At 59.3% G+C, this 26,923-nt stretch carries 23 protein-coding genes; 11 read left to right on the forward strand and 12 right to left on the reverse strand.

Features of this window, described 5'->3' with window-relative positions; genetic code table 11:
• Positions 1 to 21: 21 nt before the first annotated feature.
• Complete coding sequence (locus ACZ9BE_RS11030) at positions 22 to 1,023, reverse strand: FecR family protein (RefSeq protein ID WP_476249396.1); 1,002 nt, start codon at positions 1,021 to 1,023, stop codon at positions 22 to 24.
• 153 nt (positions 1,024 to 1,176) lie between these two features.
• Between ACZ9BE_RS11030 and ACZ9BE_RS11035 the strand changes: the two genes are divergently transcribed.
• A complete protein-coding gene (locus ACZ9BE_RS11035; RefSeq protein ID WP_041480965.1) occupies positions 1,177 to 1,446 on the forward strand; it encodes a PepSY domain-containing protein in 270 nt (89 codons plus the stop codon).
• A 70-nt stretch (positions 1,447 to 1,516) separates the two neighbouring features.
• Here ACZ9BE_RS11035 and ACZ9BE_RS11040 read toward each other — a convergent pair whose 3' ends face one another.
• Entirely contained in the window at positions 1,517 to 6,202 is a 4,686-nt protein-coding gene (locus tag ACZ9BE_RS11040; RefSeq protein ID WP_476249397.1) for a dermonecrotic toxin domain-containing protein, read from the reverse strand.
• Between the two features lie 395 nt (positions 6,203 to 6,597).
• Between ACZ9BE_RS11040 and ACZ9BE_RS11045 the strand changes: the two genes are divergently transcribed.
• Positions 6,598 to 7,626, forward strand: a complete 1,029-nt coding sequence (locus ACZ9BE_RS11045) for an Ldh family oxidoreductase (RefSeq protein ID WP_095179972.1) — start codon at positions 6,598 to 6,600, stop codon at positions 7,624 to 7,626.
• Between the two features lie 201 nt (positions 7,627 to 7,827).
• Here ACZ9BE_RS11045 and ACZ9BE_RS11050 read toward each other — a convergent pair whose 3' ends face one another.
• Complete coding sequence (locus ACZ9BE_RS11050) at positions 7,828 to 8,145, reverse strand: ElaB/YgaM/YqjD family protein (RefSeq protein WP_016774661.1); 318 nt, start codon at positions 8,143 to 8,145, stop codon at positions 7,828 to 7,830.
• 154 nt (positions 8,146 to 8,299) lie between these two features.
• On the opposite strand from ACZ9BE_RS11050, the gene ACZ9BE_RS11055 reads away from it, so the two are divergent.
• Entirely contained in the window at positions 8,300 to 8,554 is a 255-nt protein-coding gene (locus ACZ9BE_RS11055) for a hypothetical protein (protein ID WP_003224595.1), read from the forward strand.
• Between the two features lie 6 nt (positions 8,555 to 8,560).
• Here the strand turns inward: ACZ9BE_RS11055 and ACZ9BE_RS11060 are convergent, their stop codons facing one another.
• Entirely contained in the window at positions 8,561 to 9,475 is a 915-nt protein-coding gene (locus ACZ9BE_RS11060) for a LysR family transcriptional regulator (protein WP_315435040.1), read from the reverse strand.
• 84 nt (positions 9,476 to 9,559) lie between these two features.
• Between ACZ9BE_RS11060 and ACZ9BE_RS11065 the strand changes: the two genes are divergently transcribed.
• Positions 9,560 to 10,483 (forward strand): carbon-nitrogen hydrolase family protein, encoded by a 924-nt coding sequence (locus tag ACZ9BE_RS11065; RefSeq protein WP_476249398.1) that lies wholly within the window; start codon positions 9,560 to 9,562, stop codon positions 10,481 to 10,483.
• Between the two features lie 136 nt (positions 10,484 to 10,619).
• On the opposite strand, the gene ACZ9BE_RS11070 is transcribed toward ACZ9BE_RS11065, so the two are convergent.
• Positions 10,620 to 11,093: an LEA/WHy family protein gene (locus ACZ9BE_RS11070; RefSeq protein ID WP_056785875.1), complete on the reverse strand. Its 474-nt coding sequence runs from the start codon at positions 11,091 to 11,093 to the stop codon at positions 10,620 to 10,622.
• A 66-nt stretch (positions 11,094 to 11,159) separates the two neighbouring features.
• Entirely contained in the window at positions 11,160 to 12,626 is a 1,467-nt protein-coding gene (locus ACZ9BE_RS11075) for a nucleobase:cation symporter-2 family protein (RefSeq protein ID WP_016774665.1), read from the reverse strand.
• A gap of 263 nt (positions 12,627 to 12,889) precedes the next feature.
• Between ACZ9BE_RS11075 and zapE the strand changes: the two genes are divergently transcribed.
• From zapE to ACZ9BE_RS11090, 3 genes are all read left to right on the forward strand, one after another.
• Positions 12,890 to 14,008: a cell division protein ZapE gene (zapE, locus tag ACZ9BE_RS11080; RefSeq protein ID WP_476249399.1), complete on the forward strand. Its 1,119-nt coding sequence runs from the start codon at positions 12,890 to 12,892 to the stop codon at positions 14,006 to 14,008.
• A 17-nt stretch (positions 14,009 to 14,025) separates the two neighbouring features.
• Positions 14,026 to 14,607, forward strand: coding sequence for a DinB family protein (locus ACZ9BE_RS11085; protein WP_423661411.1), 582 nt, complete (start codon positions 14,026 to 14,028; stop codon positions 14,605 to 14,607).
• A gap of 117 nt (positions 14,608 to 14,724) precedes the next feature.
• Entirely contained in the window at positions 14,725 to 15,222 is a 498-nt protein-coding gene (locus ACZ9BE_RS11090; protein WP_476249400.1) for a GNAT family N-acetyltransferase, read from the forward strand.
• 116 nt (positions 15,223 to 15,338) lie between these two features.
• On the opposite strand, the gene ACZ9BE_RS11095 is transcribed toward ACZ9BE_RS11090, so the two are convergent.
• The 3 genes from ACZ9BE_RS11095 to ACZ9BE_RS11105 all read right to left on the reverse strand — a co-directional run bounded on the left by ACZ9BE_RS11095 (position 15,339) and on the right by ACZ9BE_RS11105 (position 17,862).
• On the reverse strand, positions 15,339 to 15,548 hold the full coding sequence (locus ACZ9BE_RS11095) for a hypothetical protein (RefSeq protein ID WP_130929900.1): 210 nt from the start codon (positions 15,546 to 15,548) through the stop codon (positions 15,339 to 15,341).
• Between the two features lie 177 nt (positions 15,549 to 15,725).
• Entirely contained in the window at positions 15,726 to 17,468 is a 1,743-nt protein-coding gene (locus ACZ9BE_RS11100; protein ID WP_476249401.1) for a phosphoethanolamine transferase CptA, read from the reverse strand.
• A gap of 211 nt (positions 17,469 to 17,679) precedes the next feature.
• Positions 17,680 to 17,862: a DUF6026 family protein gene (locus ACZ9BE_RS11105; RefSeq protein WP_016774671.1), complete on the reverse strand. Its 183-nt coding sequence runs from the start codon at positions 17,860 to 17,862 to the stop codon at positions 17,680 to 17,682.
• 275 nt (positions 17,863 to 18,137) lie between these two features.
• On the opposite strand from ACZ9BE_RS11105, the gene gnd reads away from it, so the two are divergent.
• From gnd to ACZ9BE_RS11120, 3 genes are read left to right on the forward strand one after another with little or no spacing between them, the layout of a single operon-like run.
• Entirely contained in the window at positions 18,138 to 19,118 is a 981-nt protein-coding gene (gnd, locus tag ACZ9BE_RS11110) for a phosphogluconate dehydrogenase (NAD(+)-dependent, decarboxylating) (protein WP_476249402.1), read from the forward strand.
• The gene (gene zwf / locus ACZ9BE_RS11115; RefSeq protein WP_150742100.1) at positions 19,115 to 20,638 is read left to right on the forward strand and encodes a glucose-6-phosphate dehydrogenase; all 1,524 of its coding nucleotides are present in this window, start codon (positions 19,115 to 19,117) and stop codon (positions 20,636 to 20,638) included. Before gnd ends, zwf begins: the two co-directional genes overlap by 4 nt.
• Positions 20,635 to 21,456: an HAD family hydrolase gene (locus ACZ9BE_RS11120; protein ID WP_476249403.1), complete on the forward strand. Its 822-nt coding sequence runs from the start codon at positions 20,635 to 20,637 to the stop codon at positions 21,454 to 21,456. The genes zwf and ACZ9BE_RS11120 overlap by 4 nt, the downstream gene beginning before the upstream one ends.
• A 160-nt stretch (positions 21,457 to 21,616) precedes the next feature.
• On the opposite strand, the gene nhaB is transcribed toward ACZ9BE_RS11120, so the two are convergent.
• The 3 genes from nhaB to ACZ9BE_RS11135 all read right to left on the reverse strand — a co-directional run bounded on the left by nhaB (position 21,617) and on the right by ACZ9BE_RS11135 (position 25,028).
• Positions 21,617 to 23,119, reverse strand: coding sequence for a sodium/proton antiporter NhaB (gene nhaB / locus ACZ9BE_RS11125; protein ID WP_056785902.1), 1,503 nt, complete (start codon positions 23,117 to 23,119; stop codon positions 21,617 to 21,619).
• Between the two features lie 88 nt (positions 23,120 to 23,207).
• Positions 23,208 to 24,497, reverse strand: coding sequence for an NHL repeat-containing protein (locus tag ACZ9BE_RS11130; RefSeq protein WP_476249404.1), 1,290 nt, complete (start codon positions 24,495 to 24,497; stop codon positions 23,208 to 23,210).
• 264 nt (positions 24,498 to 24,761) lie between these two features.
• Positions 24,762 to 25,028, reverse strand: coding sequence for a hypothetical protein (locus ACZ9BE_RS11135; RefSeq protein WP_095179983.1), 267 nt, complete (start codon positions 25,026 to 25,028; stop codon positions 24,762 to 24,764).
• A gap of 520 nt (positions 25,029 to 25,548) precedes the next feature.
• On the opposite strand from ACZ9BE_RS11135, the gene ACZ9BE_RS11140 reads away from it, so the two are divergent.
• Entirely contained in the window at positions 25,549 to 26,874 is a 1,326-nt protein-coding gene (locus ACZ9BE_RS11140) for a sigma-54 dependent transcriptional regulator (RefSeq protein WP_076563015.1), read from the forward strand.
• Positions 26,875 to 26,923: the final 49 nt, after the last annotated feature.

Raw genomic sequence — 26,923 nt, forward strand, 5'->3', positions numbered from 1 at the left:
CTCCCGCAAGGGACGCGGCCTTCAGCTTTTCGGCGGGCGTTGCGGCATCGAATTGATTACCGGGTTGCCTTCCTTGTTGCGCGTCAAATAGACCGGCAGCACTTTCGGCAGGCTGTTGGCGAGGTGGTTCATCTCTTTGATGTTGTAGACGCCGCCCACGCGGATCGCGCCGGTACTGGTGTCGGCCAGCATCAACGGCTTGTCGAGGTAACGGTTGATCAGCGGCAGGGCGTCGTGCAGCGCGAGGTTGTCGAGCACCAAACGGCCGCTGCGCCAGGCCAGCGAAGTATCGCCAGGGTAGGTCTGACTGATTTGCGGCGCGTAATCGCCATGCCGGTAGCGCGCCTGCATCGAGGGACTGAGGCGCAGACCGTCGCCAGGCAAGTCGCGATTGCTGCTGACCAGCACCGAACCTTCGATCAGATTGACTCGCACCTGATCTTCGTACATCCACACATTGAACCGCGTACCGGTCACGCGGATCTTGCCGTCGCCGGCGCGAACCACGAACGGATGAGACGCGTCATGGCTGACATTAAAAAACGCCTCGCCCTTGTTCAGGGTGACGCGACGTTCATGTTTGTAATTGCTGAAGCTCAGGTCGGTGTGCAGGTTGAGTTCGAGCTGGCTGCCGTCACTCAGGGTGATCTGACGCACACTGTCGGTGGCGGCGTAATGCTGATAACTGTTGGGCACCCAGCCCAGACTCCAGCCGCTGTAGGCCGCGAGTGGCAAGGCGAGGGCGCAGGCGCCAGCAATGACCGCGAACTTGCGCCACGAACGCGAAGGCTTGCGCTGCGCCGCGAGTGCCTCGGGTTTGGTTCGAGGCAGATCTCCGGCGACTTCCCAGATTTCTTGCATGGCTTCGTATTCGAAGGCATGCAAAGGATGTGCAGCGTGCCAGGTCTCAAATGCGCGACGCTCCTCGTCCGTGCAGTCAGCGGCGTGCAGACGCATGCACCAGTGCGCGGCGGCATCGGTGATCGCATCGTATTCGGCTTCCGAGAGAGTGTCTTGGGTCATTGACTCGTCCTGATTTCGCTCATTCTAACCTCGCCGGCAGGCTGCCGAGAACATCCGTCATGGCATTTACCCATCAACGTGGAACTTATTTTTCCCTGTGGCGCCCAAAAAAACAGGAAGCAACTGCCTACTATCCATAAATGGAGTGAAAAAATGATCAAAAAGACATTCGCAGCCCTGATCGCCACTGCCGGTCTGCTCAGCGCCGGTGCCGCTCTGGCGGATAAGCCGGGCGCAGGCTGGATCACCATCGAAAAAGCCATCGAGGTCGCCAAGACCAAGGCCGGCTATGTCGAAGTCTATGAGATCGGCGCCGACAATGACGGCTACTGGGAAGGCGAAGGGCGCAAGGCTGACGGCATTGTCTACGAGTTCCGCATCGACGGCGCCTCGGGCAATGTACTGCGCGATCAGAAGGATTAACGCACCGTCTCACTCGTTGATTCTTGGTATGAGCAATGCGCTGGCGTTACGCCGGCGCATTTTTTTGTCTTCACGCCAGCGCTTGCGAGGATCCCGCCTGATCTGCAACCGTCGCCGGTAGCGGTATGGGCGCGGGAAGCGGGTCGAGCTGACGACCCAGTTCGCTGATGAGCAGGGCGATCGAGTCGGCGTTGGCGAGCATCACGTCGACCCGCGCATCTGCTGAAACAGGACTGCGAAACGCTCGGCGCGCGTCTGCGAGGTTTGTGGTTTTGGTAAGGCTGAGGATTTTCAGGTAATCCGCGGCATGCGTCGGCATTTTGTCCAGATCGGTCCAGACGTGGTTATCGGATTTCACCGCAAAAAGGTGCGAGAGATTGCCGTAGCGCGACAATAACCTGCGATAACGTTCAAGCGAGTCCTTGGCCGCTTGCCCCTCTGCCGTCGTCGTGTCGATAAGGTCGAGATAAGGCCCCATGGCCTGGATCGTTACCAGATCTTCGCTGTCGCAAACCAGATGCGAGAGTTCATGGATAATCGTTACCGCGCGTGCGTGTGAATCAACATTGAATCGAGGAGGCAGATGGGCGGTGTATTTGTCCATTCTGGGATTGAAAAAAACCTCGGTGAGATGAATTATTTTTTGTTTGTCCTGTTTGAAAACGAAAGCAACGGTATTGGCGCTGCCAGGCCCATTCAGACCAGTAAAAAAGCGCTCGGTGTAGAGCAAATCATCTTTTGGGTTCGTCAGTTCCTGGCAGACAGGAATGATCACTTTCTCGAGTTTTGTGAGCAGCAAGGGCGTTACCTCATGAACCTCGAAGAACTCCTTCAAAACTGTCTCCAGCCGTGTGCCTGCAGGGTGGCTGCGCTGTGTAACGTAGTTATGCAGGCAGTTGACTGCGTATTCTCTTGCACGGTTTACGGCTTGCTGTATCACGAACGCCCTGGCCGGATAGCGACGGTGGATCTGGGCCATGCCTCTGGCCTGGATATACATTTCTATTGAGCGGTTCTCCTCGACTTCATGTTGAGCAGGGTCACGACGTTTTGATCGGCAGCGATGAACCGGCTGGCTGGCGCTTGCAACAACCAGACGGGCATTTTTCTCTTCGAGTGCCGGCCCCTGACTGCCGTCTTTTTTGCGCAAATACCAGTTTTTTTCGAGCTGGACTGCCGGATACACCTTGCCGGCAATGGCGGCGTATTTCTGCGTCGTTGACGAATCCCCATAGACCAGCTTATTGGCATCAAGCTTGAGGGATTCCAGCGCCGTACTGCTTTCAAAGGGCTGCAAATCAATCCGAGCGGGCGTGACGGGCGACACCTTTGCCCAGCGAGAGGAGACTTGCACCGTTGTGGCTGTACCCGCAGGTGCTTGCGCCTCTGCGGCGAATTCGGAGCCGGCCGTTTCTGCCTCGCTTTCCCATGACAGACGTCCCAGGCTGAAGAGGGTAATCGCCCCTGCGATGAAGCTTTTCAGGGCATTTGCCCAGTGGTGATCCTGAAGGCCTTCGGCGGACGCCTTGAAGTCCTGGTAGCTTCGCCACAGAAAAAAACCGGACGCGAGTTTGCCCGGTAGCAAATGTGGCACCAGGCGCACGCCGTGGCTGAAGAGAAACTTCACCGCTTCCCAATCCGCTTGGCCATTGATCTGTGGCTGGCTGCGCAACAGTTGCGGCAGAAGGCTCAGAGTGTCCTGGTGAAACCGCTCGAGCACGTTGCCATTGATGGGCGCGCCATGAAGAGTGATTTCACTGTCTTTGCCGATCGTTGTTTTCAACAGACTCTTGAATATCGCCTGCTGAGCCTCAGGCAGACGCCGGATAATCAAATCCTGGAAGTGCCCGGGGGTATTCAGTGCCTCGATCAGCTGCGCTTCGTTTTCGAATTCGCGAAACACATACCTGGAGTAAGGCGCATAGAGGACCCGGGGGCCTGTTTGCCCTGCGCCCGGACCGAAGACATACAAACCGAGTGTGTCGACGCAATCAGCGCCTGGGGTCTTGATCAACGATAGCGGACAGGCGATGGCATGAACGCCCTCGACCGCAGCGCGCGCTATCGCGTCCGGCATGTCGAGGACCTGGCAAATGTAGTCATAGCCGGTATCCGAGAGCTGTTGTTGCAATTTCATCGAGTGGGCGTGTTGCATCAATTGCCAAGGTAACTGGCGCAAAAACCGTTCTTTGCTGGTGCGAGCAGACGGGCTGTCGGCTGACAGCGCTTCGGTGACTTTCGCGGTGTAGGTGGTAGCAACATCAAGAGATTGCAGTAATTGCCGTACCGCGGCCTGGGCAAACTCTTTTGGTAAGGCTGTGGCCGTTGTCGAGGCGACTTTGAAACCGCTGCCCTGCACGACGTTGTAGTGATGCAAGGCAAATTCCAGCAAGTTGCAGGCAGGGCCGGCCAATATCAGATTGGGGGTGATCCGGATGTCCTGTGGCTTGAGCCCGTTGCCTGGAAAGCGGGCATCGAGCAGGGTTTTGAGGGTCTGCTCGATATGAGTGGCCAGCGCCGGGACCTCATCGAGGAAATCCTTGCCATCGATGAACGCATGCCGCAGTTCATCCAGCAGCGCGAGTTGCGTGCGTTGCTCCGTCGCCGAGGCCATACGCAACCAGTCGGGGTAATCCAGATGACGCGAAAGGGTGCGTGCAAGATCGATCGCGCGTCGCAGGTTGGTATCGATGACAGCATTCTTCATTTCATCAAGGAAGCTCGCCAATGTCTTTGGCTCCTTGATGCAAACTCGCAGCAGTTCACATTCCGCCAGGAACTGTTCAATGGCAGATTGCATGCGGTCTCGGGAGACACTGCCATTAATCAATTGAAACTCGCCCAGGGTGTATTGCTGGTCCAGTCTGTGTTGCGCCTTTGGCAGATTTTCCAGCAGCGTGTGGCTCTGATTGTTGTCGTCCAGCCGTTGCTGCAATTGCTTTTGCGCATTGGCGATGTCGTCAAACAGCTCCAGGCCCAGGGCCGGTGTCCAGAGGATGGCGCGCCCGGAATGTTTCACGTCCATGCCGCCGCGCTCGGTCAGCAGCACGCAGTGAGCGAGCGGCAGCGCAGCGTTGGGCTCGGCCCCGTTGAGGGTCAGTGACCAGGCATCGGGGCGGAAACCATTGAGTGACTGGCGGTCCCTGCGTGTCGGGTGCCTGGAATCGAACACGGTGTCGACGATCTTTCGTTCCGCCTCCAGCCATGACCCGCTGAGGCTGCGCAGGTACGCCTCACCACGCAGGCCGTCTTCGAATGCCTGGGCCAGTTTCCACAGAATGCCTTCGAGAAAGACGCGCTGTTCTGCGGCGTGCGCGGTCGGCTGGTCTTTGAAGTGGCTGGTCAGATTATCCAGCGTCCGTCCCAGAAGTGCCGCCTGCTGCGCAGCCTTGTCTGCCTGCACGAGTGACGATGGCGGTGTACTGGTAAACAACGGTCGGGTACTCCAGCGCTGATTGACGTCGAGCTTGAGCAGCCGTTCATGAATCATTGAGCGGATATCCAGCGCCTTGTCGAAGAGCGCATGGATGTCAGTGGTGCGCTCGCTCTGACGAAAACGCTGCAGAACGAATTCAACGTTCTGACGTTGCTTGGTGATGATGGCCTCGAACAGCGTGGTCATGATCTCACCGCCAATGTTTTCCCCGGATACCTGCGCGTTAGCGAAGCCAAGGTAACGATTGCGTTCTTGCAGATTCATCAGCCCGTAGAGTTCGTCTTCGTGTCCGGCGGCCCGCATTTTGGCGGTCAGTGTCTGTTTGAGATCCGCGTAGTCGGCGAGTACCTGCAGGCCCTGGCTGGGCGTATAGAGATAAGCCTTGTCGTGATTGATCATCAGCGAACCGGCCAGCTCGACACAGGCTGTTTCTTCGCTCAGGCACACGGTTTCGAACGTTGGCCGCCGTACCGCAACGGTTGGCTCACGTACCAGGCTGTGCAGGGCGTAGAACTCGCTGGCGGTGAGGATCTGCGTTTCGCGCTTGATCATCAGATCCGCGCGCGCCTGATCCTGCAACGTCTGGCTGAAGAAAGTACGTCTGGGCGAGCCTTCGAATGAGGCGCCGTTCCAAAACACCTCAAGCTGTCGAAACAACAGCATGGTCAGTTTTCCCGACGCCGACTTGATCGCATTGGTCCAGGCAGACTGATCGTCTTCGCGTACCGAACGGGCGGGATGGGTGAATTCTACGACCTGACCGTGGGGCCAGCCCTGACGGTGAAAGTGCACCAACAGCGCTTCAGTCAGCGACAGCGAGTCGACCCACTGTTTCCCATCCGAAGAAGTCACCGAATAGAAACCGACGCGAGTAAGCGATTGTTGCACGGCGCCAAAATGCGCTTCGAGCAGTTCGTCGAGAATCTTTTCCAGCAGCGTTGCAAGGGATGGCAGGCGTTTAAGCTCGTCCAGCAGGTCACGGGCGCACCTCTCCAGAGAGTCGCCGATTGCCAATTGCTGGTCCTCGAACACATCACCTTCGATGGTTTCGCAAGTCAGAGTGATACCGCGTTTCTCCACCAGTTCCTTGCGCAATGAAACCGAGAGGAAAGCCAGCAGATCATCGTTTTCCCTGGCGTTGTCGAGGCGTTTCTGCAGGGCATCAGTCAGGGCTTGGCGGTCAGCGAATTTTTTCAGGCCATCGTAGGGCGTATAGAGAAACACGCCGTTGTCATCCGGCCCTGCGCTGAGTATGAAGCTGCCTGCCAGCGGCACGGCCAGTTGCTTGTCGGCGTTGAGCAGGATGCGTTCGGCCAGCATTGGCGGGGTTTGCTTGTTGCGCAGCGATTGCGTAGCGAGTTGCGCGTGTGCAAGCCAGTCGAAGTCTTTGCTGTTGAGACCGTGTGCCGGAGCGAGGTCAGCGTGCAGGCCGGGTGAATCGAATATCACTGGAAACAACAGCGGGGCAGTCGGGGTGGACATCATTGCAACTCTGAACAGGGCGCCATTGGGCTGGAACTCAACAGTAAATGCGCAGAGTGGAGCACTTGCGGTAGACAGTTACCGCACGTGCCGAGATCAAAATGTGCATCAGGGCGCGCCAACCGATGGCAATGAATCGAAGGGTTGACAGCTGGCAGCTCGGACAGGGTTAATCGGTGGGCAAAATCGACCGTACGCTGTTGTTCCCTCCAATAATCATTCTGGAGCTTCAGATGTCTGCGCCACACGATCATGGCTCGTCCACAGTGTCCCTCGAAGCACTGACGCAATTGCTTGAAACGATTTTTCTGCGCCACGGCACCTCCAGCGAAGTCGCACGGGTACTCGCCGTCAACTGCGCCAACGCCGAACGCGACGGCGCTCATAGTCATGGCGTGTTTCGCATCCCCGGTTATGTCTCGACGCTGAAAAGCGGCTGGGTCAATGGCCATGCCGTGCCACAGGTTGAAGATGTCGCGCCGGGGTTTGTCCGGGTTGACGCTGGCAACGGTTTTGCCCAGCCAGCGTTGGCAGCGGCCCGACCACTGCTGATCGAGAAGGCGCGTCATGCCGGCATCGCAGTCCTGGCAATTCGCAACTCGCATCATTTCGCCGCTTTGTGGCCGGATGTCGAGCCCTTCGCCGACGAAGGTCTGGTGGCGCTGAGCGTGGTCAACAGCATGACCTGCGTGGTGCCCCATGGCGCTGATCGGCCATTGTTCGGTACCAATCCGATTGCGTTCGCCGCGCCAAGGGCCAACGCCGCGCCGATTGTGTTCGATCTTGCCACCAGCGCCATCGCTCATGGCGATGTGCAAATCGCAGCGCGCAAGGGTGAAAAACTCCCGGCCGGCATGGGCGTCGACAGCCTCGGCCAGCCGACCCAGGACCCCAAGGCGATTCTGGAAGGTGGAGCGCTGTTGCCGTTTGGCGGGCACAAAGGCTCGGCGCTGTCGATGATGGTCGAGTTGCTGGCGGCGGCATTGACCGGCGGCAATTTTTCATTCGAGTTTGACTGGTCCAACCATCCCGGCGCGAAAACCCCGTGGACAGGTCAGCTGTTGATTGTGATCGACCCGAGCAAAGCGGCGGGGCAGAGCTTTGCCCAGCGCAGTGAGGAGCTGGTGCGGCAGATGCACGGGGTCGGGCTCAAGCGTTTGCCGGGGGATCGCCGACATTTGCAGCGCAGTCGATCAATGGCGCAAGGGATCGTACTGGATGAGCAGACGCTGGGGCAGTTGCGGGAGTTGGCGGGGGAGTGAGTCTTTTGTTGTTCTGACGATTGCAGTGACAAGGTCAAAAGCCCCTCACCCTAGCCCTCTCCCGGGGGGAGAGGGGACTGACCGCGTGGTTGGCGAGGTACGCCGACTTGGGATACCGAGGTGAATTCAGTAATCGAAAAGCAAAGCGGTGGGCATAAAAAAAGCGAACCGGAAGGCTCGCTTTTTTTATAGCGCTGGAACTCAGCGACGGCCGAGCAGCAGGCCCACCACCAGGCCGAAACCGGCGGAGATCGCCACGGTTTGCCAAGGGTGACCACCGATGTAGTTTTCGGTGGCTTCGACGGCGGGTTTGGTGCGATCGCGCACGCTGGACACCGAATCCAGTGCCAGCTGCAGTTTCTGGGCGATTTGTGCACGCAGCGTTTCTGCTTCTTCGCCGACCAGTGAAGCGCTGCTCTTGAGCAGTTTGTCCGATTCTTCGATCAGAGCCTGAAGCTCGCTGAAAGCTTGATCCTTGATTTGCTCTTCGGCAGCTTGCGAGGCGGTTTTACGGGCCATTGGGTGACTCCTTGCAGGTGAATGGACAGTGACCAATGGAGTGTAGCGGCAGGCGAAAAGTTGCATGTCATTCGTGGAGAAGGGAAAAACCTGCACCGGAGATTTCCATCGAGCGTGTAAGATGTCGCCATTTTACGCAGCAGGATAAATCCCCATGAGTTTCAATCTGGCCGACAAATCCCTCGCAGAGCGCGCAGCGCTGGAAGATGAGAAATCCCGTCTGTTCGAACTCTGGCAGAACAATCTGGGCAAAGCCAAAGGCGAAGCCGCGCGCTTGTTTGGGGAGCGCTCCAAGCGCAAGGGCAAATGGGCCGAGTGGGTCCGCGCCGAACTGGACGGCATGTCGCCGCCGGAGTTCGCCAACATGGTGCGCAGTGAAGTCAATCGCCTGATGGCGGCGAACAAATAATCCGCTTCACGCCTGGCTGAACGTGGCGGCAATCGCCTCGCGAACCTTGACCAGCACCGGATCGATCTGCGTGCTGGTGCGCCAGCCCAGTTCCACCGGATAGCGTGGTAACGCCAGAGGGCAGGGCAGCAACGCCAGCCCGCTCAGCGCCGCGATGCTTGCGGCGGCATGGGCCGGGATGGTCGCCACTGCCTGACTACCCTTGAGCAGGAAGGGCAGCGCGGCGAAATGCGTGGTCGACGCGCAGACTCGCCGGCTCAAGCCCACTGCCGCCAATCCCTCATCGGTAATGCCGATAAAGCCGCCCGACGACACCAGAATGTGCTCGCGTTCAACGAACTCTTGCAACGCGATCTGCTGTTGGCCTGGCGCGAGACTGGCCGGGTCGACCAGACACGCATAGCCGCCTTCCCCCAACACCTGACGACTGAGCAGGCGCTCGGAAAAACCGCCGGCAGTGATCGCCAGATCTATGCTGCGTTCCATCAGCGCGCGGGCAACGATCTGGCTGTGGGTCTGGCGAAATATCAACCGCAGCTTCGGCGCACGGCGGGCGATTTCCTCGATCAAGTGGCGCCCGTAGGCAATTTCAAAATCATCTGACAGACCGATCGCCACCGAGCGTCCTTCGTATTGATTGGCCGCCGGATCGAGCATGGCCAGACTTTGCCGGCATTTGTTGAGCGCATCGCTGATCACCGGTTTCAGCTGATTGGCTTGCAGGGTCGGCGCCAGTCCGCGCCCGGTGCGCACGAACAACTGATCGCCATACACCTCACGCAAGCGGCGCAATGCCGCGCTGACTGCCGATTGCGTTAAGCCCAGGCGCAGGGCGGCGCGACTGGCACTGGATTCATCGTGCAGTGCTTCGAAGACTTTCAGCAGGTTGAGGTCAATGTCGGCGATATTCATTTGGCTCATATCATTCAGCAGTCGGCAGGGCTTTATTCATGATCGCGTGACGCCGGAGAATCGGCAACACCTGAACCTGATGGAGTAAATACGATGGCCAAATCCATAGTGGCGGCGTTGCAGATCGGTGCATTGCCCGGCGGCAAAGGCGAAACCCTTGAACAGATCCTTGCTTGGGAAGACGCAATCCGCGAATCCGGCGCCGCGTTGGTGGTGATGCCGGAAGCCTTGCTCGGCGGCTACCCGAAAGGCGAGGGCTTCGGCACCCAATTGGGCTACCGACTGCCCGAGGGGCGTGAGGCCTTTGCGCGTTATTTTGCCAACGCCATTGATGTACCGGGCGCGGAAACCGACGCGCTGGCCGGATTGTCAGCGCGCACCGGGGCCAATCTGGTGATCGGCGTGATCGAGCGCGCTGGCAGCACGTTGTATTGCACGGTGCTGTATTTCGATCCGCAGGCCGGGCTGCTGGGCAAACACCGCAAGCTCATGCCCACCGGCACCGAGCGACTGATCTGGGGCAAGGGTGATGGCTCGACGCTGCCGGTGTTCGACACCCAGGTCGGCAAGCTTGGCGCCGTGGTTTGCTGGGAAAACATGATGCCGCTGCTGCGCACGGCGATGTATGCCAAGGGCGTTGAGGTCTGGTGCGCGCCGACCGTGGACGAGCGCGAGATGTGGCAGGTCAGCATGCGCCACATCGCCCACGAAGGCCGCTGCTTCGTGGTCAGCGCCTGTCAGGTGCAGGCCTCGCCGGATGATTTGGGGGTGGAGATTGCCAATTGGCCGGGTGATCGACCGTTGATTGCCGGTGGCAGCGTGATCGTCGGTCCGATGGGCGATGTGCTGGCGGGGCCGTTGCGCGGGGAAGCGGGCTTGCTCACGGCGGAAATCGACACTGATGAACTGATCCGCGCGCGGTATGACTACGATGTGGTCGGCCACTACGCGCGGCCGGATGTCTTCGAGTTGACCGTTGATGAGCGTGCGAAGCCGGGGGTGCGGTTCAACACTTGACCTTGATACTTGTTTTGAACCTGTGGGAGCTGGCTTGCCAGCGATGGGGCCATGTCAGTCGACATCTTTTTGGCAGATGCACCGCTATCGCTGGCAAGCCAGCTCCCACAGGGATCGGTGCCCGATCAGAAAACTTTTACCAGGTCGCCGCACTCGCCTTGGGCAGGCTCAACTTGCCGCTGTCGGTAAAGCGCATCGTGCCAAACAACCCGCCCGCCAGTTTGCCGCGCAGCACGTAGGGCAGATTATCGAGGCTTTGCGTCTGGCTCAGCCCCAATGTCTGGCGCAGCACCGAGAACGCCGAGACGCTGACCGGCACCGTGACAATGGCTTCAGAGAAACGCGGGATCGAGCCGCTCTGATCGCTCACACCGGACGCCAGCGAATGACCATTGACCTCCAGATCCAGCGCGATGCCGTTGTAATCGATCGCCGTTTCATTGGGGTTCTGTACGCGCAGCTTGATCGCGAAGCGTACTTCCAGTTCCTGGCTGGGTAACGGTTCGAGGCCGACCACGTTGATGTTCACCGGATCGCGGTTGGGAAACAGCGCGCAGGCGCTGAGCGACAACAGCACAAGCGACAGGATGACGGCGTGGACGCGGCGCATAAAAATCTCTCGACAAAAAAAGGGCTGAACCGTCGCCGGTGCAGCCCTTTTTTTCGAGGCGTGACGTCAGCGGTTCAACTGTGCGACAGCCGCCGCTTGGCCGGGTTCACCTTTGGCGGCGACGTCGGGGTTTTCCATGACCTGCAGAATCGACGCTTCCGGGTCGAAATCATCTTCTTCCAGCTCGATGAATTCTTCCGGCAGGAAGATGTTCAGCACGATAGCGCACAACGCACCGACAGTGATTGGCGATTCGAAGATGTTGCGCAGCGCTTGCGGCAGTTCGCGCAGGACTTCCGGCACCGCCGCGATGCCCAGGCCCATGCCCAGCGAGATCGCCACGATCAGCATGTTGCGTCGATGCAGGCCGGCCTCGGCGAGGATCTTGATCCCGGCCACGGCGACGGTGCCGAACATCACCAGCTCAGCGCCGCCCAGCACCGGTTTCGGCATCAGTTGCAGCACCGCGCCGATCATCGGGAACAAACCGAGCAACACCAGCAGCCCGGCGATGAAAAACGCCACGTAGCGGCTGGCCACGCCGGTCAACTGGATCACGCCGTTGTTCTGCGCAAAGGTCACCATCGGCATGCTGTTGAACACTGCCGCCATGGCCGAGTTGAGACCATCCGCGAGCAGGCCGGATTTGATCCGGCGGATGTACAGCGGGCCTTTCACCGGTTGCCGCGAGATCATCGAGTTGGCGGTCAGGTCACCAGCCGCTTCCAGCGGCGACACGAGGAAAATCACCGCCACCGGCACGAACGCCACCCAATCGAAGTTGAAACCGTACTTGAACGGCACCGGCACGCTGACCAGCGGCACTTCGGGCATCGAAGCGAAATCCACCGTGCCCATCAGCCATGCCACCACGTAGCCGAGCGTCAGGCCGATGACGATCGCGCCCAGCCGCAGAAACGGCACGTCGACTCGGTTCAGCACAACGATGGTGCCGATCACCAGCGCCGCCAGAAACACATGGCTGGCCGCGCCGAGATCAGGCGCCCCGAAGCCGCCGGCGATGTCGGTCATCGCCACTTTGATCAGCGACAGGCCCATCAGCGTGATGATCGTGCCGGTGACTACCGGGGTGATCAGCATGCGCAGCTTGCCGATGAACTGGCTGAGCACCACTTCAATGAAGGCAGCGAAGAAGCACACGCCGAAGATGGTCGAGAGGATTTCGTCAGTGCCACCGCCGCGCGCCTTGACCATGAATCCGGCGCTGAGAATCACGCTGATAAAGGAAAAACTGGTGCCTTGCAGACACAGCAGACCGGAACCCACCGGGCCGAAGCGCTTGGCCTGGACAAAGGTGCCAAGGCCGGAGACGAACAGTGCCATGCTGATCAGGTAGGGGATTTCACTATGCAGACCGAGGGCGCCGCCCATGATCAGGGTTGGGGTAATGATGCCGACGAAACTCGCCAGCACGTGCTGCAACGCGGCGAACACCGTGGCGGTCAGGTGCGGACGGTCGTTGAGGCCGTAGATCAGGTCGTTGTTGCGCGGGGTTTTGTCAGAGGCGGTCATGGTGATGTGCGCGCCGCAAGGCGGGGTCGGGTCAGAAAATGGGTGCGCAGAATGCCGGAAGAGGGCGGCGAGGGCAACGAGCAATAACTGCCTGAAAGGTCAGGTTTTACTGCCTATGTGGGAGCGAGCCTGCTCGCGAAAGCGGTGGCTCAGTCTGCATCTCGGTGACTGACGAGCCGCCTTCGCGAGCAGGCTCGCTCCCACAATGATCGTCCACGCCCGTTAATCAGCAATGGCCAATCGCCCGTGGCATACTCCCGCGCATGACTTTCGACTCTCCCCTCAGTGCCTGGCAATACGCGGTCGACCACAAGGGTTTCATTCAGGATGAAGCCCAGGAACACGCGGTCTGGGCCTTGCAAAAATGCCATGAAGCCTTGCACGCCGGCGCCCGCTCGGTCGACGGCGTGTACCTGTGGGGGCCGGTCGGGCGCGGCAAGACCTGGCTGATGGATCAGTTCTATCAGACTCTGCGCGTGCCGGCGCGGCGTCAGCACTTTCATCACTTCATGGGCTGGGTGCATCAGCGTTCGTTTCAACTCAGTGGCATCGCCGATCCGTTGCGCGCTTTGGCCAAAGAGCTGGCCGCTGAAGTGCGCGTGCTGTGCTTCGATGAACTGTTCGTCAATGACATCGGCGACGCGATCATTCTCGGCCGGCTGTTTCAAGTGATGTTCGACGAAGGCGTGGTAGTGGTCTGCACGTCCAACCTGCCGCCTGATGATCTGTACGCGGACGGCTTCAATCGCGACCGTTTCACGCCGGCGATTGCGGCGATCAAGGCACACATGACCGTGGTGGCGGTGAATGGCGCCGAGGATCATCGCTTGCATCCCGGAGCGATTGAGCAGCGCTATTTTGTCAATGAAGCCGATTCACCGAGCGCACTGGGTGCCGTGTTCAAGTCGCTGGCTGCAGATGAGACTGTCAGTGAGGAGCCAGTCGCCGTGGGCCACCGCACACTCAACGTCGTGCAAGCCAGCGAATCGGTGCTGTGGTGCCGCTACAGCGATCTGTGCGAACAACCTTTCGCCGCCATGGACTTCATTGCCCTGTGTGATCGCTACCGGGCTATTCTGTTGAGCGAAGTGCCGAACCTCAGCGCACAAAAACGCGAAGGGCGCATTGCGCGGGGCACCGAAGACGGCGCTGAGCGCGTGGTCGCCGGCGACCGGGAATTGCCGCAGTTGTCAGTACATGACGACGGCGTTCGCCGCTTTATCGCGCTGGTCGACGAATGCTACGACCGCAAGGTGCCGCTGTACGTCGAGGCAAGCGTACCGATGGACGCGCTATACACCGAGGGCTACCTGGAATTCCCGTTCCGCCGCACCCTCAGCCGTTTGCAGGAGATGCAATTGCAGCGCTTCGCTGAAGCCTGAAAGAAGAGGGCGCCGACATGAGTCAACCGCTGTCCCATCATTTGCTGACCATGGCCTATCAGAATGCCTGGGCCAATCACCGCCTGGCAAAGGCCTGGAGCCAGCTCGACACCACTGAACTGGCGGCGCCACGGGTGAGCTTCTTCCCCAGCATCCGCCTCACGCTCAACCACATTCTCACTTGCGACTGGTTCTACGTCGACGCGCTGGAGCGGGAATTGCGCGGTGACGAGCCACACCCTGATTGCTATGTTTTCTTCAATGCAGACGAGCCGTTTACCGAGGCTGCGGCGCTGCGTGCAGAACAGGCCCGCGTTGATCGCCGCCTGATCGCCTATTGCGAGCAACTGCGCGATGCCGACCTGTCGAGAATCGTCACCATCGCCCGTGACACGCCGCAACATGACAGCCGCCTGCGCATGCTCTCGCACCTGTTGGAGCACCAGCTCCATCATCGTGGCCAGGTGCACGCCATGCTCAGCGGCACGGCGGTCAAGCCACCGCAACTGGATGAATTTTTCTGTGTCGGCGAAAGCGCATTGCGTGCCGAAGACTTCGCCGAACTGGGCTGGACCGAAGAGCTCATCTGGGGCCACTGACCACGAAAGATCGCAGCTTTTCAAGTTGCCCTCTCCGGCGCACCCAAGCTAAGGTCCCCCCCAGGCCTTTCAGCTAGCACCTTGCGCGCCGGGGCTTTTTGCTTATCGGGGATGGAAATGGATTCCGCAGAAATACTCGTACTTCAGGCCAGCTACAGCAACCCGGTGCACGCCGAAGCCATCGGCATCGTGCTCAACCACTACGCCGAAGATCCCATGGGCGGCGGTCATCCGATCGCGCCCGAACTGCTGCAACGCCTGCCCGAAGAGCTCGCCCGCCGCCCGCATGCCTTCAGCGTGCTGGCCTTCGTCGGCGGCGAACCGGCCGGGCTGGTCAACTGTTTTGAAGGCTTCTCCACTTTCGCCTGTAAACCGCTGGTCAACGTTCACGACGTCGCCGTGGTCGGCAAATTTCGCGGCCTGGGGCTCAGTCAGAAGATGCTGCAGAAGGTAGAAGAGATCGCCCGTCAGCGCGGCTGCTGCAAAATCACCCTGGAAGTGCTGGAAGGCAATGCGGTGGCGCAGGGTTCATATCGCAATTTCGGCTTTGCACCGGGGATGTTCAATCCGGATCACGGGCGGATGCTGTTCTGGATAAAGGATTTGCAGGCCTGAAGGCTCCTCACCGCCAATCACCAACATAAAAAAAGGCGCCCCGATCAGGGCGCCTGAACTGTCATCTTCCGGGCCAGAGCGGAGCCACGGAAGGTCCATCGGTTGCTCGGTAAAGCTCAGTCGCGATAGGACTCGGTCACCTGCGCCGTCTGGTCAGCAGGGACGCGAATTTCTTTCGCACTGGCGTCGGCTTTCTGCTCGCTTTGCGCGTGCTGGACCGGGAAATTGTCGTAGTAATAACGCATGCGTTCGGCACCGCCTTCAGCGAAGGCGCTGGTGGAGCCGAGGGCGAGCAGGGTGGTGAGGATGATAGTGGTGGTTTTCATGGTGCCTCCTACTGAACAAGTGGGAGTCGGTTCGTCCGTGAAGCAGACCGCGAAAGAGAGTCTGCGTCGCGGCCATTAACAATCGGTTAACGCTGGTTCAGCGCAAATATTGCGGCGTATTACAGAAACAGCGCGGCCGATAGGCACAAAAAAGGGCCTTCTCGGCCCTTTGTCGTTTTACTTCTGCGCGACTTCCGCCGGAGCAGGGTGTTTGGGCTTCATCAAACTGAAGTCAATCAACGCGCGCCTCGGCGCCTGGTACGGGTCGCCAATCAACAGCTTGCGCGGTACAAAGCTGTCGCTGACCAGGCTTTTGCTGCGATCCAGTTCATCGGAACTCAGCCCGGCCAGATCCGCCCAGGTGTGAATGAGTTGCGAGCTGCTGTACGGGCGGCTGAGGTCGCCGGCGAAGTTCCAGTCGTGGTTTTGCTTCCACTTCGGCGAAGCCCAGGCCATGAACGGGATGGTGTACATCGGCGCGGTCGGTTTGTTTTCGTTGCGGCCCAGCGTGCCGTGGCCGGCGGAGTCGAAGACATCTTCACCGTGGTCGGAGAGGTACAGCAGGAAGCCATTCGGGTCGGTCTTGGCATAGTCCTTGATCAGGCTCGAGACCACGAAGTCGTTGTACAGCACGGCGTTGTCATAGCTGTTGTAGGTCGGTACCTGATCGTCACGCACGCCAGCCGGAACGCCCTGGCGATCCTTGAACTTGTCGAACGTCGGCGGATATCGGTACTGGTAGCTCATGTGCGTGCCGAGCAGATGCACGACGATCAGCTTGCGCGGCGCCGCATCGGCCAGCGCCTTGTTGAACGGCTCGATGACGTCGCCATCGTATTGCGCCGAGTTCTGGTTGCGGTTGTTGTTCAGGTACACCTGCTCGTCGGCCTGTTCGGAGAAGGTCGTGAGCATGGTGTTGCGCTTGGTCATGGTCTGCTGGTTGGTGATCCAGAACGTCTTGTAACCGGCCTGTTTCATCACGCTGACCAGCGATGGCGTCGACAGGTACAGGTCGGGGTTCTGCTCGTCGGCGAAGGTCAGCACTTGCTGCAGCGCTTCGATGGTGTACGGGCGCGGAGTGATGACGTTGTCGAAGATCGCCAGTTGATCCTTGAGTTTGTCCAGTTCCGGCGTGGTGTTGCGCGGATAACCGTAGAGGCTCATGCGCTGGCGGTTGGTCGATTCACCGATGACCAGCACCAGCGTCGCCGGCTGACCGGCCGAGGCGTCCTTGAGGTTTTTCAGCGGCGGGATCTTGCTGGCACTGTCGAGCATGCCTTGCATGTCCTCGAGCGTTTCCAGATAGCGGTGATACGCCACGGCCATCTGCCACGGCACGGCGGGCTCGATGCGGGTTTCGAATTTCTCGAAGCCTTCGGCGAAATTGCCCATGCGCATGGTTTGTTTGATCAGCGGGTAGCCGGCGACGGCGATCACGATTGCGGTAGCTGCAACCATTGCGCGACCACGGGGCATGTACACCGGGCGCAGGCGCGTCCACAGAAAGTAGGCGAACGCGGTATGGGCGAGGAACGCCGGGATCATCCACCAGGCGAAATACTGCGTCATGTACTCGCCCGCTTCCGACACGTTCGACTCGAACATGATGAAGATGACGCTCTGCGAGAATTCCTGCTGATAAATGAAGAAGTAACCCAGGCTGGCCATCGAGCAAGCCCACAGCACCACACCGATGATCGCCGCAAGCACGCGGGTCTGTTTAGGAAACAGCAACATCGGCGCCAGCCACAGTGCACTCATCACGAACGCCTGACGGAATCCCGTGAAACCAGACGTGCCGGTCAGCTGGATCAGCAGTTGAGTGATGCCCGAGAAGTACCAGAAGAAGACGAACAACCAGATGAATCCGGCCCAGTCGAAACCGGTCGCAGTCGTTTTGCTGCGTTTGAACAATGCCATTCAGCGCTCCAGCTCAATCATCAGACCCACGCCGGAAACGCTTCCATGACACCGACGAACAGAGGCCGTACACGCAGGCACGGCCAGAATGGGGCGAAGTATCCCCAAGGGCTTGTGAAAGATTTGTTAAGCGCCGCTGTTGGTGTGTATCAAGCGGTCAGGGGTGCAACGTGTCGGGAACGACGAGGGCCGTTCCCGAAGCAGGCGGGGATCAGGCGTGGGGTGCGCGCTGCACAACCGGACGCGGTTGCGGCTGCGAGCCCTGGGTCAATGCGCGCAATTGCGCCAATTCGTGCTTCAACTGGTCGCGCTCGTCTTTCAACTGGCGCAATTCATCGCGACGGATCGTAACGTAGAGGGTTTGTGGCGGCATTGCTGTATGTACTGTGCCCATTGCTCACCTCGCAAATGGCGTGCATCAACTGTAAGTCACTCCTCGTTTTGAGGCGCTTGACTTACTATCGGCGCCAATTTTGATTTCTTTTGCCCTGGAAGGGAACTTTTTTATTTTTCATGGTCGGTGTGTCTTCGGCAGGATTCGGGGCGTTATCACTCTGGATCGGGCACAATGCCCGGAAACTTCATCGCAACGCTCTGGACTAACCTCCATCAGTCGCGTTGGGCTATAACCAATGACACACATTTATTTGTAGTAAGGAGCATCAGCACATGCAACTCGGGATTATTGGACTGGGCCGCATGGGCGGCAATATTGCGCGACGTCTGATGCTCAACGGGCACACCACCGTTGTTTACGACCGCAATACCGCTTTCATCGATAACCTGGTCGCCGAGGGCTCCTCCGGCGTCGCCGACTTGCCAGCACTGGTTGCCGGCCTCGACAAGCCACGCGCGGTCTGGGTCATGCTGCCGGCGGGCGCACCGACCGAAGACACCATCAACACCCTGAGCGAACTGCTCGAACCCGGCGATACCATCATCGACGGCGGCAACACCAACTATAAGGACGACATTCGCCGGGCCAAAACCCTGAACGACAAGGGCCTGCACTACATCGACGTCGGCACCTCCGGCGGCGTCTGGGGCCTGGAACGCGGTTATTGCATGATGATCGGGGGCGATGCCGAAACCGTGCAGCGTCTCGATCCGCTGTTCGCCGCACTGGCGCCGGGCATGGGCGACATTCCGCGCACCAAGGATCGCAAGTCCGACGACCACCGCGCCGAGCATGGCTACATTCACGCCGGTCCCGCCGGCGCCGGGCACTTCGTGAAGATGATTCACAACGGCATCGAGTACGGCATGATGGCCGCGTTCGCCGAGGGCTTCGATATTCTCAAGACCAAATCCAGCGAACGCTTGCCGGAAGATCAGCGATTTGATCTGAACGTGGCCGATATCGCTGAAGTCTGGCGTCGTGGCAGCGTGGTTTCGTCCTGGCTGCTGGACCTGACTGCCGACGCACTGGCCAGTGATCCGAAGCTCGACGGTTTCTCCGGCTCGGTAGCTGACAGCGGCGAAGGCCAATGGACCATCGAAGCGGCCATGGAGCAAGCGGTGCCGGTACCGGTGCTGTCCAACTCGCTGTTCTCCCGTTACCGCTCGCGCGGGCAGGGCACCTTCGGTGACAAGATCCTGTCGGCACAACGCTTCGGCTTCGGCGGCCACGTGGAGACACCGAAGAAATGACCCATACGATCCGCAGAAAATCCAAGGCAGAACCCGCACCACCGACCACGCTGTTCCTGTTCGGTGCCCACGGCGACCTGGTCAAGCGCCTGCTCATGCCGGCGCTGTACAACCTCAGTCGCGACGGTCTGCTCGACGAAAACCTGCGGATCGTCGGCGTTGATCACAACGCCATTACCGATGAAGCCTTTGCGCAGAAGCTCGAAGACTTCATCCGTACCGAAGTGGCGGCGAAGGTCGGCAAGGGCGATCAGATGCTTGATCCGGTCTTGTGGGCCAAGCTCGCCAAAGGCATCAGCTACGTCCAGGGCGACTTCCTCGACGACAGCACCTATTCAGCCCTGGCGGCGAAAATCGCCGACAGCGGCACCGGCAATGCGGTGTTCTACCTGGCCACCGCGCCACGTTTTTTCAGTGAAGTGGTGCGCCGCCTCGGCAGCGCCGGTTTGCTGGAAGAAACCCCCGAAGCGTTCAGAAGAGTGGTGATCGAGAAGCCGTTCGGCTCCGATCTGCAGACCGCCGAAGCCTTGAACGCGTGCCTGCTCAAGGTCATGAGCGAGAAGCAGATCTACCGCATCGACCATTACCTGGGCAAGGAAACCGTGCAGAACATCCTGGTCAGCCGGTTCTCCAACAGCCTGTTCGAAGCGTTCTGGAACAATCATTACATCGACCACGTGCAGATCACCGCGGCGGAAACTGTCGGTGTGGAAACCCGTGGCAGCTTTTACGAACACACCGGCGCACTGCGCGACATGGTGCCCAATCACCTGTTCCAGCTGTTGGCCATGGTCGCCATGGAACCGCCGGCTGCTTTCGGCGCTGACGCGGTGCGCGGCGAGAAAGCCAAAGTGGTCGGGGCGATTCGTCCCTGGTCGACGGAAGAAGCCCGGGCCAATTCGGTGCGCGGCCAGTACAGCGCCGGCGAGCGCGATGGCCAGCCATTGAAGGGTTATCGCGAAGAAGCCAACGTGTCGCCCGACAGCACCACGGAAACCTACGTGGCGCTCAAGGTGATGATCGACAACTGGCGCTGGGTCGGCGTGCCGTTCTATCTGCGCACCGGCAAGCGCATGAGCGTGCGCGACACAGAGATCGTCATCTGCTTCAAACCGGCGCCGTACGCGCAGTTCCGCGACACCGAAGTCGACGAGTTGCAGCCGACTTATCTGCGTATCCAGATCCAGCCAAACGAAGGCATGTGGTTCGACCTGCTGGCCAAGCGGCCGGGGCCGGCGCTGAACATGGCCAATATCGAGCTGGGTTTTGCGTATAAGGATTTCTTCGAGATGCAGCCTTCCACCGGCTACGAAACCTTGATCTACGACTGCCTGACCGGTGATCAGACGCTGTTCCAGCGTGCCGACAACATCGAGAACGGTTGGCGAGCCGTGCAGCCTTTCCTTGATGCCTGGCAGCAGGATGCGAGCGTCGAGACGTATGCGGCTGGCGAAGATGGCCCGCAAGCAGCCGAAGATCTCCTGACTCGCGATGGTCGCGTCTGGCATGGCCTGGGATGAGTGATTTGCCGAAACAACCCATACGTTTTCTGCTCAGCGACATGGACGGCACGCTGTTGCTGCCGGATCACACGCTGGACCAACGCACCATCGAAGCCGTGCGCTCGCTGCGCGTTGCCGGCGTGCTGTTCAGCCTCGCCAGCGGCCGTCCGCCGAAAGCCATGTTGCAGCAGATCGAGGCGCTAGGCGTTGATCTGCCGACAGCGGCGTTCAATGGAGGCACCATCGTCAAACCGGACGGCACGCTGTTGGCCGCGCATTATTTGCCGGCGACCACAGCGCTGATCGCACTGGCACTGTTTGCCGATCAACCGGAGGTGGAAATATGGGTGTTCAGCGGCGGCGACTGGCTGCTCAAGGACCCGCACGGGCCGATGGTGCCGCGTGAACAGAGCGGCCTCGGCTATCCGCCGGTGGTGGTCGAGAGTTTTGAACCGTATCTGGAGCGCATCGACAAGATCGTCGCTACCAGCAACAACACTGAGTTGCTGATTGAGCTGGAGGCGCAGTTGTTGCCCAAGGTCAACGGCATGGCGCAAGTGTCGCGCTCGCAGCCGGTGTATCTCGACGTTACGGCGCTTGAGGCCAACAAAGGCACGGCATTGACGACCATCGCCGAATACCTCGGCGTGCCGCTGGAGCAAACCGCTGTCATCGGCGACGGCGGCAACGACCCGGCGATGTTCAAATGCGCTGGCTTTTCGATTGCCATGGGCCAGGCGGAAGAGGCGGTGAAGCACCAGGCTGATGTCGTTACAGCGCCAAACACTGAAGACGGCGTCGTCCTGGCGATCGAAAAATACATCCTCCCGCACTGACCCAACACCAAAACCAATGTGGGAGCGAGCCTGCTCGCGAAGGCGGTGTGTCATTCAACAGATTCGTTGCCTGACACGACCTCTTCGCGAGCAGGCTCGCTCCCACAGGTTTTCGCGGCGCGTGCAAACCCCGGTAACCCACAGGTTTATTCAGTGTTGCTTAGAGCCAATAGCTCACCGCATACCAGCCCAGCAGTCCCATCACCACGGTATACGGCACCGCCATCCACACCATGCGCCCGTACGACAAACGCACCAGCGGTGCAATCGCCGAGGTCAGCAGGAACAGAAACGCTGCCTGACCATTAGGGGTCGCCACGCTCGGCAGGTTGGTGCCGGTATTGATCGCAATCGCCAATGTCTCGAAGTGCTCGCGAGTCATGTGCCCGGCGAGAAAAGCCTGTTTCACTTCGGTAATGTAAATGGTCGCAACGAATACGTTGTCGCTGATCGCCGAGAGCAAGCCGTTGGCGATGAACAACATGCCCGGCTGTTGATCCATCGGCAGCGCCAAGACCCACTCGATCAGTGGGACGAACAGATGCTGATCGTGAATGACCGCCACCACGGCAAAAAACACCACCAGCAGTGCAGTAAACGGCATGGCGTCCTTGAACGCGCTGCCCAGACGATGCTCGTCGGTGATCCCGGTAAACGCGGTGATCAACACGATTACCATCAACCCGATCAGGCCAACTTCAGCCAAGTGAAACGCCAGGCATCCAATCAGGATAAGCGCCGCCGCCCCTTGCACCAGCAGCGCCGCCGTCTGACGAGGCGTGCGTTTGGCGTTGTCCTCGGCGGCGTAGTTGGCCAACACGGCGCGGACGTTGTCTGGCAGCAGCGTGCCGTATCCGAACCAGCGCAGCTTCTCCAGCAGCACGCAAGTGACCAGACCCGCCGCCAGTACCGGCAGCGACACCGGGGCTACCTTCTGGAAGAACTCGCCGAAATGCCAGCCCATCTCATGGCCGATCAACAGGTTCTGCGGCTCACCGACCAAGGTGCAGACGCCACCGAGCGCTGTGCCGACCGCTCCGTGCATCAACAGGCTGCGCAGGAAAGCGCGGAATTGATTCAAGTCCTCATGGTGTCGCGACGGTAAATGCTGATCGTCAGCGAATTCGCTGTCCTTGCGTGGATCATTGCCCGACGCGACGCGGTGATACACCGAGTAAAAGCCGACAGCCGCACTGATGATCACCGCCGTCACGGTCAGCGCATCCAGAAACGCAGAGAGGAACGCTGACAAGAAGCAGAACATCAGCGCCAGAATCGCTTTCGAGCGCACGCCCAACAGGAGCCGCGAGAAGAGAAACAGCAGCAGATCTTTCATGAAGTAGATGCCGGCAACCATGAACATCAGCAGCAGGATCACCGGAAAGTTGTGCAGCAACTCATCGTAAAGCGCTTGCGGCGTGGTCATCTTCAACAGCAACGCTTCAATCAACAGCAGGCCGCCAGGCATCAACGGATAACACTTGAGGGCCATGGCCAGGGTGAAGATGAATTCGATCACCAGCAACCAGCCTGCGGCGACCGGCCCGACGGTGAACAGCACCACGGCGTTGAGAATGAGAAAACCGACGATGGTCGCCTTGTACCAGCGTGGCGATTGCCCGAGGAAGTTGTGCGCGAACGCCTGGGCGATTGAACCGGACATCGGCTGCTCCTTTTATTTAGAAGCGCGAAAGTTGCCGGATGTTTCAAGGAAGATCAAGTCGCCGATAACCTCGATCCTGTTGAATGCTCTATGGATTCAGATAACGCGCAACCATTGCCCGGTAGTTGCCATCCAGCGAATAGCCACCTACCACAATCGCCCCGTCAGTATGTACGGTCAGTGAATTGGCGGTATCGAGACTTCGCCCCAGTCGCGTGCGCAACCAGCCATGGCCCTCACCGAACGCTGGATCAAGGCTGCCATCGAGTTGATAGCGCGCCACCATGAAGTCAGCTTCGACTCCGCCGATGGTCGCGCCCACGGCGACGATGCGGCCGTCGCTCATTTGCTGGGCGGCGTTCCATTGGCATCCGCTGGGGCCGATGTCCAACACCTGTGGCTGGCCATGATGACAGTGCAGGTCCGGTCGACCGTTGGCGTGCAGGACAAACGTCAAACAGCGGATTGGATCGCGGCTGCTGCCGAAGCAATAAAGCCTGTCATCGCACTCAATGATCTGGCTGACCTGAGCGCTGTTGCCGTGGGCCTTGAAGGCCATGAAGCCATCGACGGCGAAGCGCTCATCCAGGCTGCCATCGGGCCGATACACCGCCAACAGGCCTTGCTGAGGAAAGTCGATGGAACCTGCGACGACGATGCGCCCATCTTCCTTCAACAACAGCGTGCTCAGCCAGGTATTGAGCAGCAGGTGGCGGACCACGACGAATCCGCGTCCGTTGAATGATTCGTCGAGGCTTCCATCAGGGCAGAGGCGAATCAGCATCCCGGCGTGGTCGGCAAGGCTGAAATGATGGTTGGCGATCAGCAGAATACGGCCGTCTTCCTCCACCACAAAGTCACAGGCTTCGACGCCAGGCACGCCCGGCGGCAACCAGTTGTCGCGGGTGCCCATGGACAGCTCGCCGGGCAGTCGCACCACCTGGAAACCGTCATCGCCGAAGAATCGGTCTGGCTGGCCGTTGGCATCGAACAGGGCGAGGGCGGGCAGGGTGCGTTGGGTGTCTTCATAATGCAGGCCGGCCAGCAGAATCTTGCCGTCGGCTAACACCTGAACCTTGCCGGCCTTGGCTTCGAAACCCTCGACGAAACTGCCGATCACGCTGCCCTGAAAGCCGAACGACAAATCCGCCGAACCATCGGCCAGCAGCCGCGCGAGGCCAAAACGACTCCCCTTGGATGTACCGACCTTGGCGGCGACCAGAATCCGACCCTGTGCATCGAGCGTGACATGTTGGGTCTGGCTGGAGAAACTGCCGGCAAAGTACACCTGCGCAACACCGCCAATGGCGAATGTCGGGTCGAGCGAACCGGGGGCGGTCCATGCAGTAGGCAGCGCGTAAGGGCTCAGGGTGGACATGCACGCGTCTCCTTGTGCCTGAGCCGATACCCAGTGGTTGGGAGGCTGACTGCACGAGCGAAACATTCAATCCCTGAACCGCGAGAAGTACAACTGGGGGAACTAACAGAAGGACGGTCGCACTGTGCCAGAACAGTGTCTTGTTGAACCACTCGCAAGCGAGCCAAGTACTTTCGATGAAACGGCACTGCAACTACGTTGATTGTTCGACTACGCATACAACAAGGGCGGATGACTTTAACGTCATCCGCCCTTGTTCGGTAATCAGTGTGGCATCGACCACGATTGCAGTGTGTGGCCGTCTTCGCTGAGCTCAGCGCGGGCCTGCTGCAGCAGTTGTTCGAGTTGCGCCGGGTCAGAGTAGGCGCTGCTCGGGATCTGTTTGCGACCGATGTGGGAGTTGGTGCGGTCGACGACGGTCAGGCTCAGTTCGCCATTGCCGTCTTGTGGCGCCCAGGCCACGCATTGAAAAGGCTTGAACGCGTGGTTGGCAATCAAAAGAGCTTCGTTGATACGCAGCGGGGCAGTCATGGGGTCTTCTCTCTATTGGCGCCCAATCAAATGATGTGCCGTCGGTTGGGCATACCGTGCGGCTGGTTACTTGTACTGATGCACGCAACCGGGGGGCGGGTCACAAGTGAAACAAAGAAATTTCAGATTCTTTACATAACGTAAGTTCGTTTCGTTAAACCTGCACATGTCCGAACACCGCGCTGAATTCACCCCTCACCCCAGCCCTCTCCCCGAGGAGAGGGAGCCGAGTTGTGGGCTTTTCAAACTGGAGTTCGGCTCGGTCTTTCAGATCGGCTGACCTCGCGTATACCTCACCCTAGCCCTCTCCCTCGGGAGAGGGCTAGGGTGAGGGGCCGCTCTTGGATTCACCGCGAATAGTCGATAGCTAACTAACAACCAACTTTCTTATAACTCTTTTAATACCCAGCCTATAAGCAATCGGTACAAGCCCCCGTCAAAATCTTGCTAGTGTTACAACCGGGTCTGCCAAATGACTGTTTTTACGATCATTTATCAAATTTGGCGCCAAGGAACAGTCATGAGCGAAGCGCCTGCATCGAGACGTTTACTGGTGGTCGATCCCTGCGACGACTGTTATCGCCTGTTGCCCGGATTGCGCGCCGTAGGCTGGGATGTCGACAGTTGTAATCTGGAAAACGCCGCATCCCGGGCCTGCGATGTCGGCCTGCTGCGTTTGCAGCCGTTTCACCTGGAACGACCCGAAGCCGTGAAAGAACTGATCAGCCGTAGCGGCACCGAATGGATCGCTGTGCTCAATCAGGAAGTCCTGCGCTTGCAGAACGTCGGCGATTTCGTTTGTGAATGGTTTTTCGATTTCCACACCTTGCCCTTCGACGTTTCCCGCGTACAGGTCACCCTCGGCCGCGCCTTCGGCATGGCACGCCTGCGCGGGCAGGGTACGATTCATGTCGATCAGCCGGAGCACGAACTGCTCGGCGACAGCAAGCCGATCCGCGAACTGCGCAAACTGCTGAGCAAACTGGCCCCGACCGAATCGCCCGTGCTGATTCGCGGCGAAAGCGGCACCGGCAAGGAACTCGTCGCGCGCACCCTGCACCGACAATCCCAGCGCCACAACAAACCTTTTGTAGCGATCAACTGCGGGGCGATTCCCGAGCATTTGATTCAGTCAGAATTGTTCGGCCACGAAAAAGGCGCGTTCACCGGCGCGCACCAGCGCAAGGTCGGACGCATCGAAGCGGCCAATGGCGGCACGTTGTTCCTCGACGAAATCGGCGACCTGCCGCTGGAATTGCAGGCCAATCTCCTGCGCTTTCTGCAGGAAAAGCATATTGAACGGGTAGGGGGCAGTCAGCCGATACCGGTCGATGTGCGCGTGCTGGCCGCAACCCACGTTGACCTGGAAGCAGCAATCGAGAAGAAGCGCTTTCGTGAAGACCTTTATTACCGGCTCAACGTCCTGCAAGTGGTCACAGCGCCGTTGCGTGAACGTCATGGCGATCTGTCGATGCTGGCCAACCACTTTTCGCACTTCTACAGCCATGAAACCGGGCGTCGACCAAGAAGCTTCAGCGAAGACGCGCTGATTGCCATGGGCAAGCACGACTGGCCGGGCAATGTGCGCGAGCTGGCTAACCGGGTCAGGCGTGGGTTGGTGTTGGCGGAGGGCCGCCAGATCGAAGCGCGGGATTTAGGGTTGATCAGTCAGCATTCCATCGCCACGCCGATGGGCACGCTGGAAGACTACAAGACCCGGGCGGAACGGCAGGCGTTGTGTGATGTGTTGAACCGGCACAGTGATAATTTGAGTGTGGCCGCAAAAGTTTTAGGGGTTTCGCGGCCTACTTTTTATCGGTTGTTGCATAAGCATCAGATTAGGTGAGTGTGAACCTGAGTTTAAATACCATTGGTTTTAGAAGAAAATTTTGAGG

This window comes from Pseudomonas sp. TE9122, from assembly GCF_056278925.1.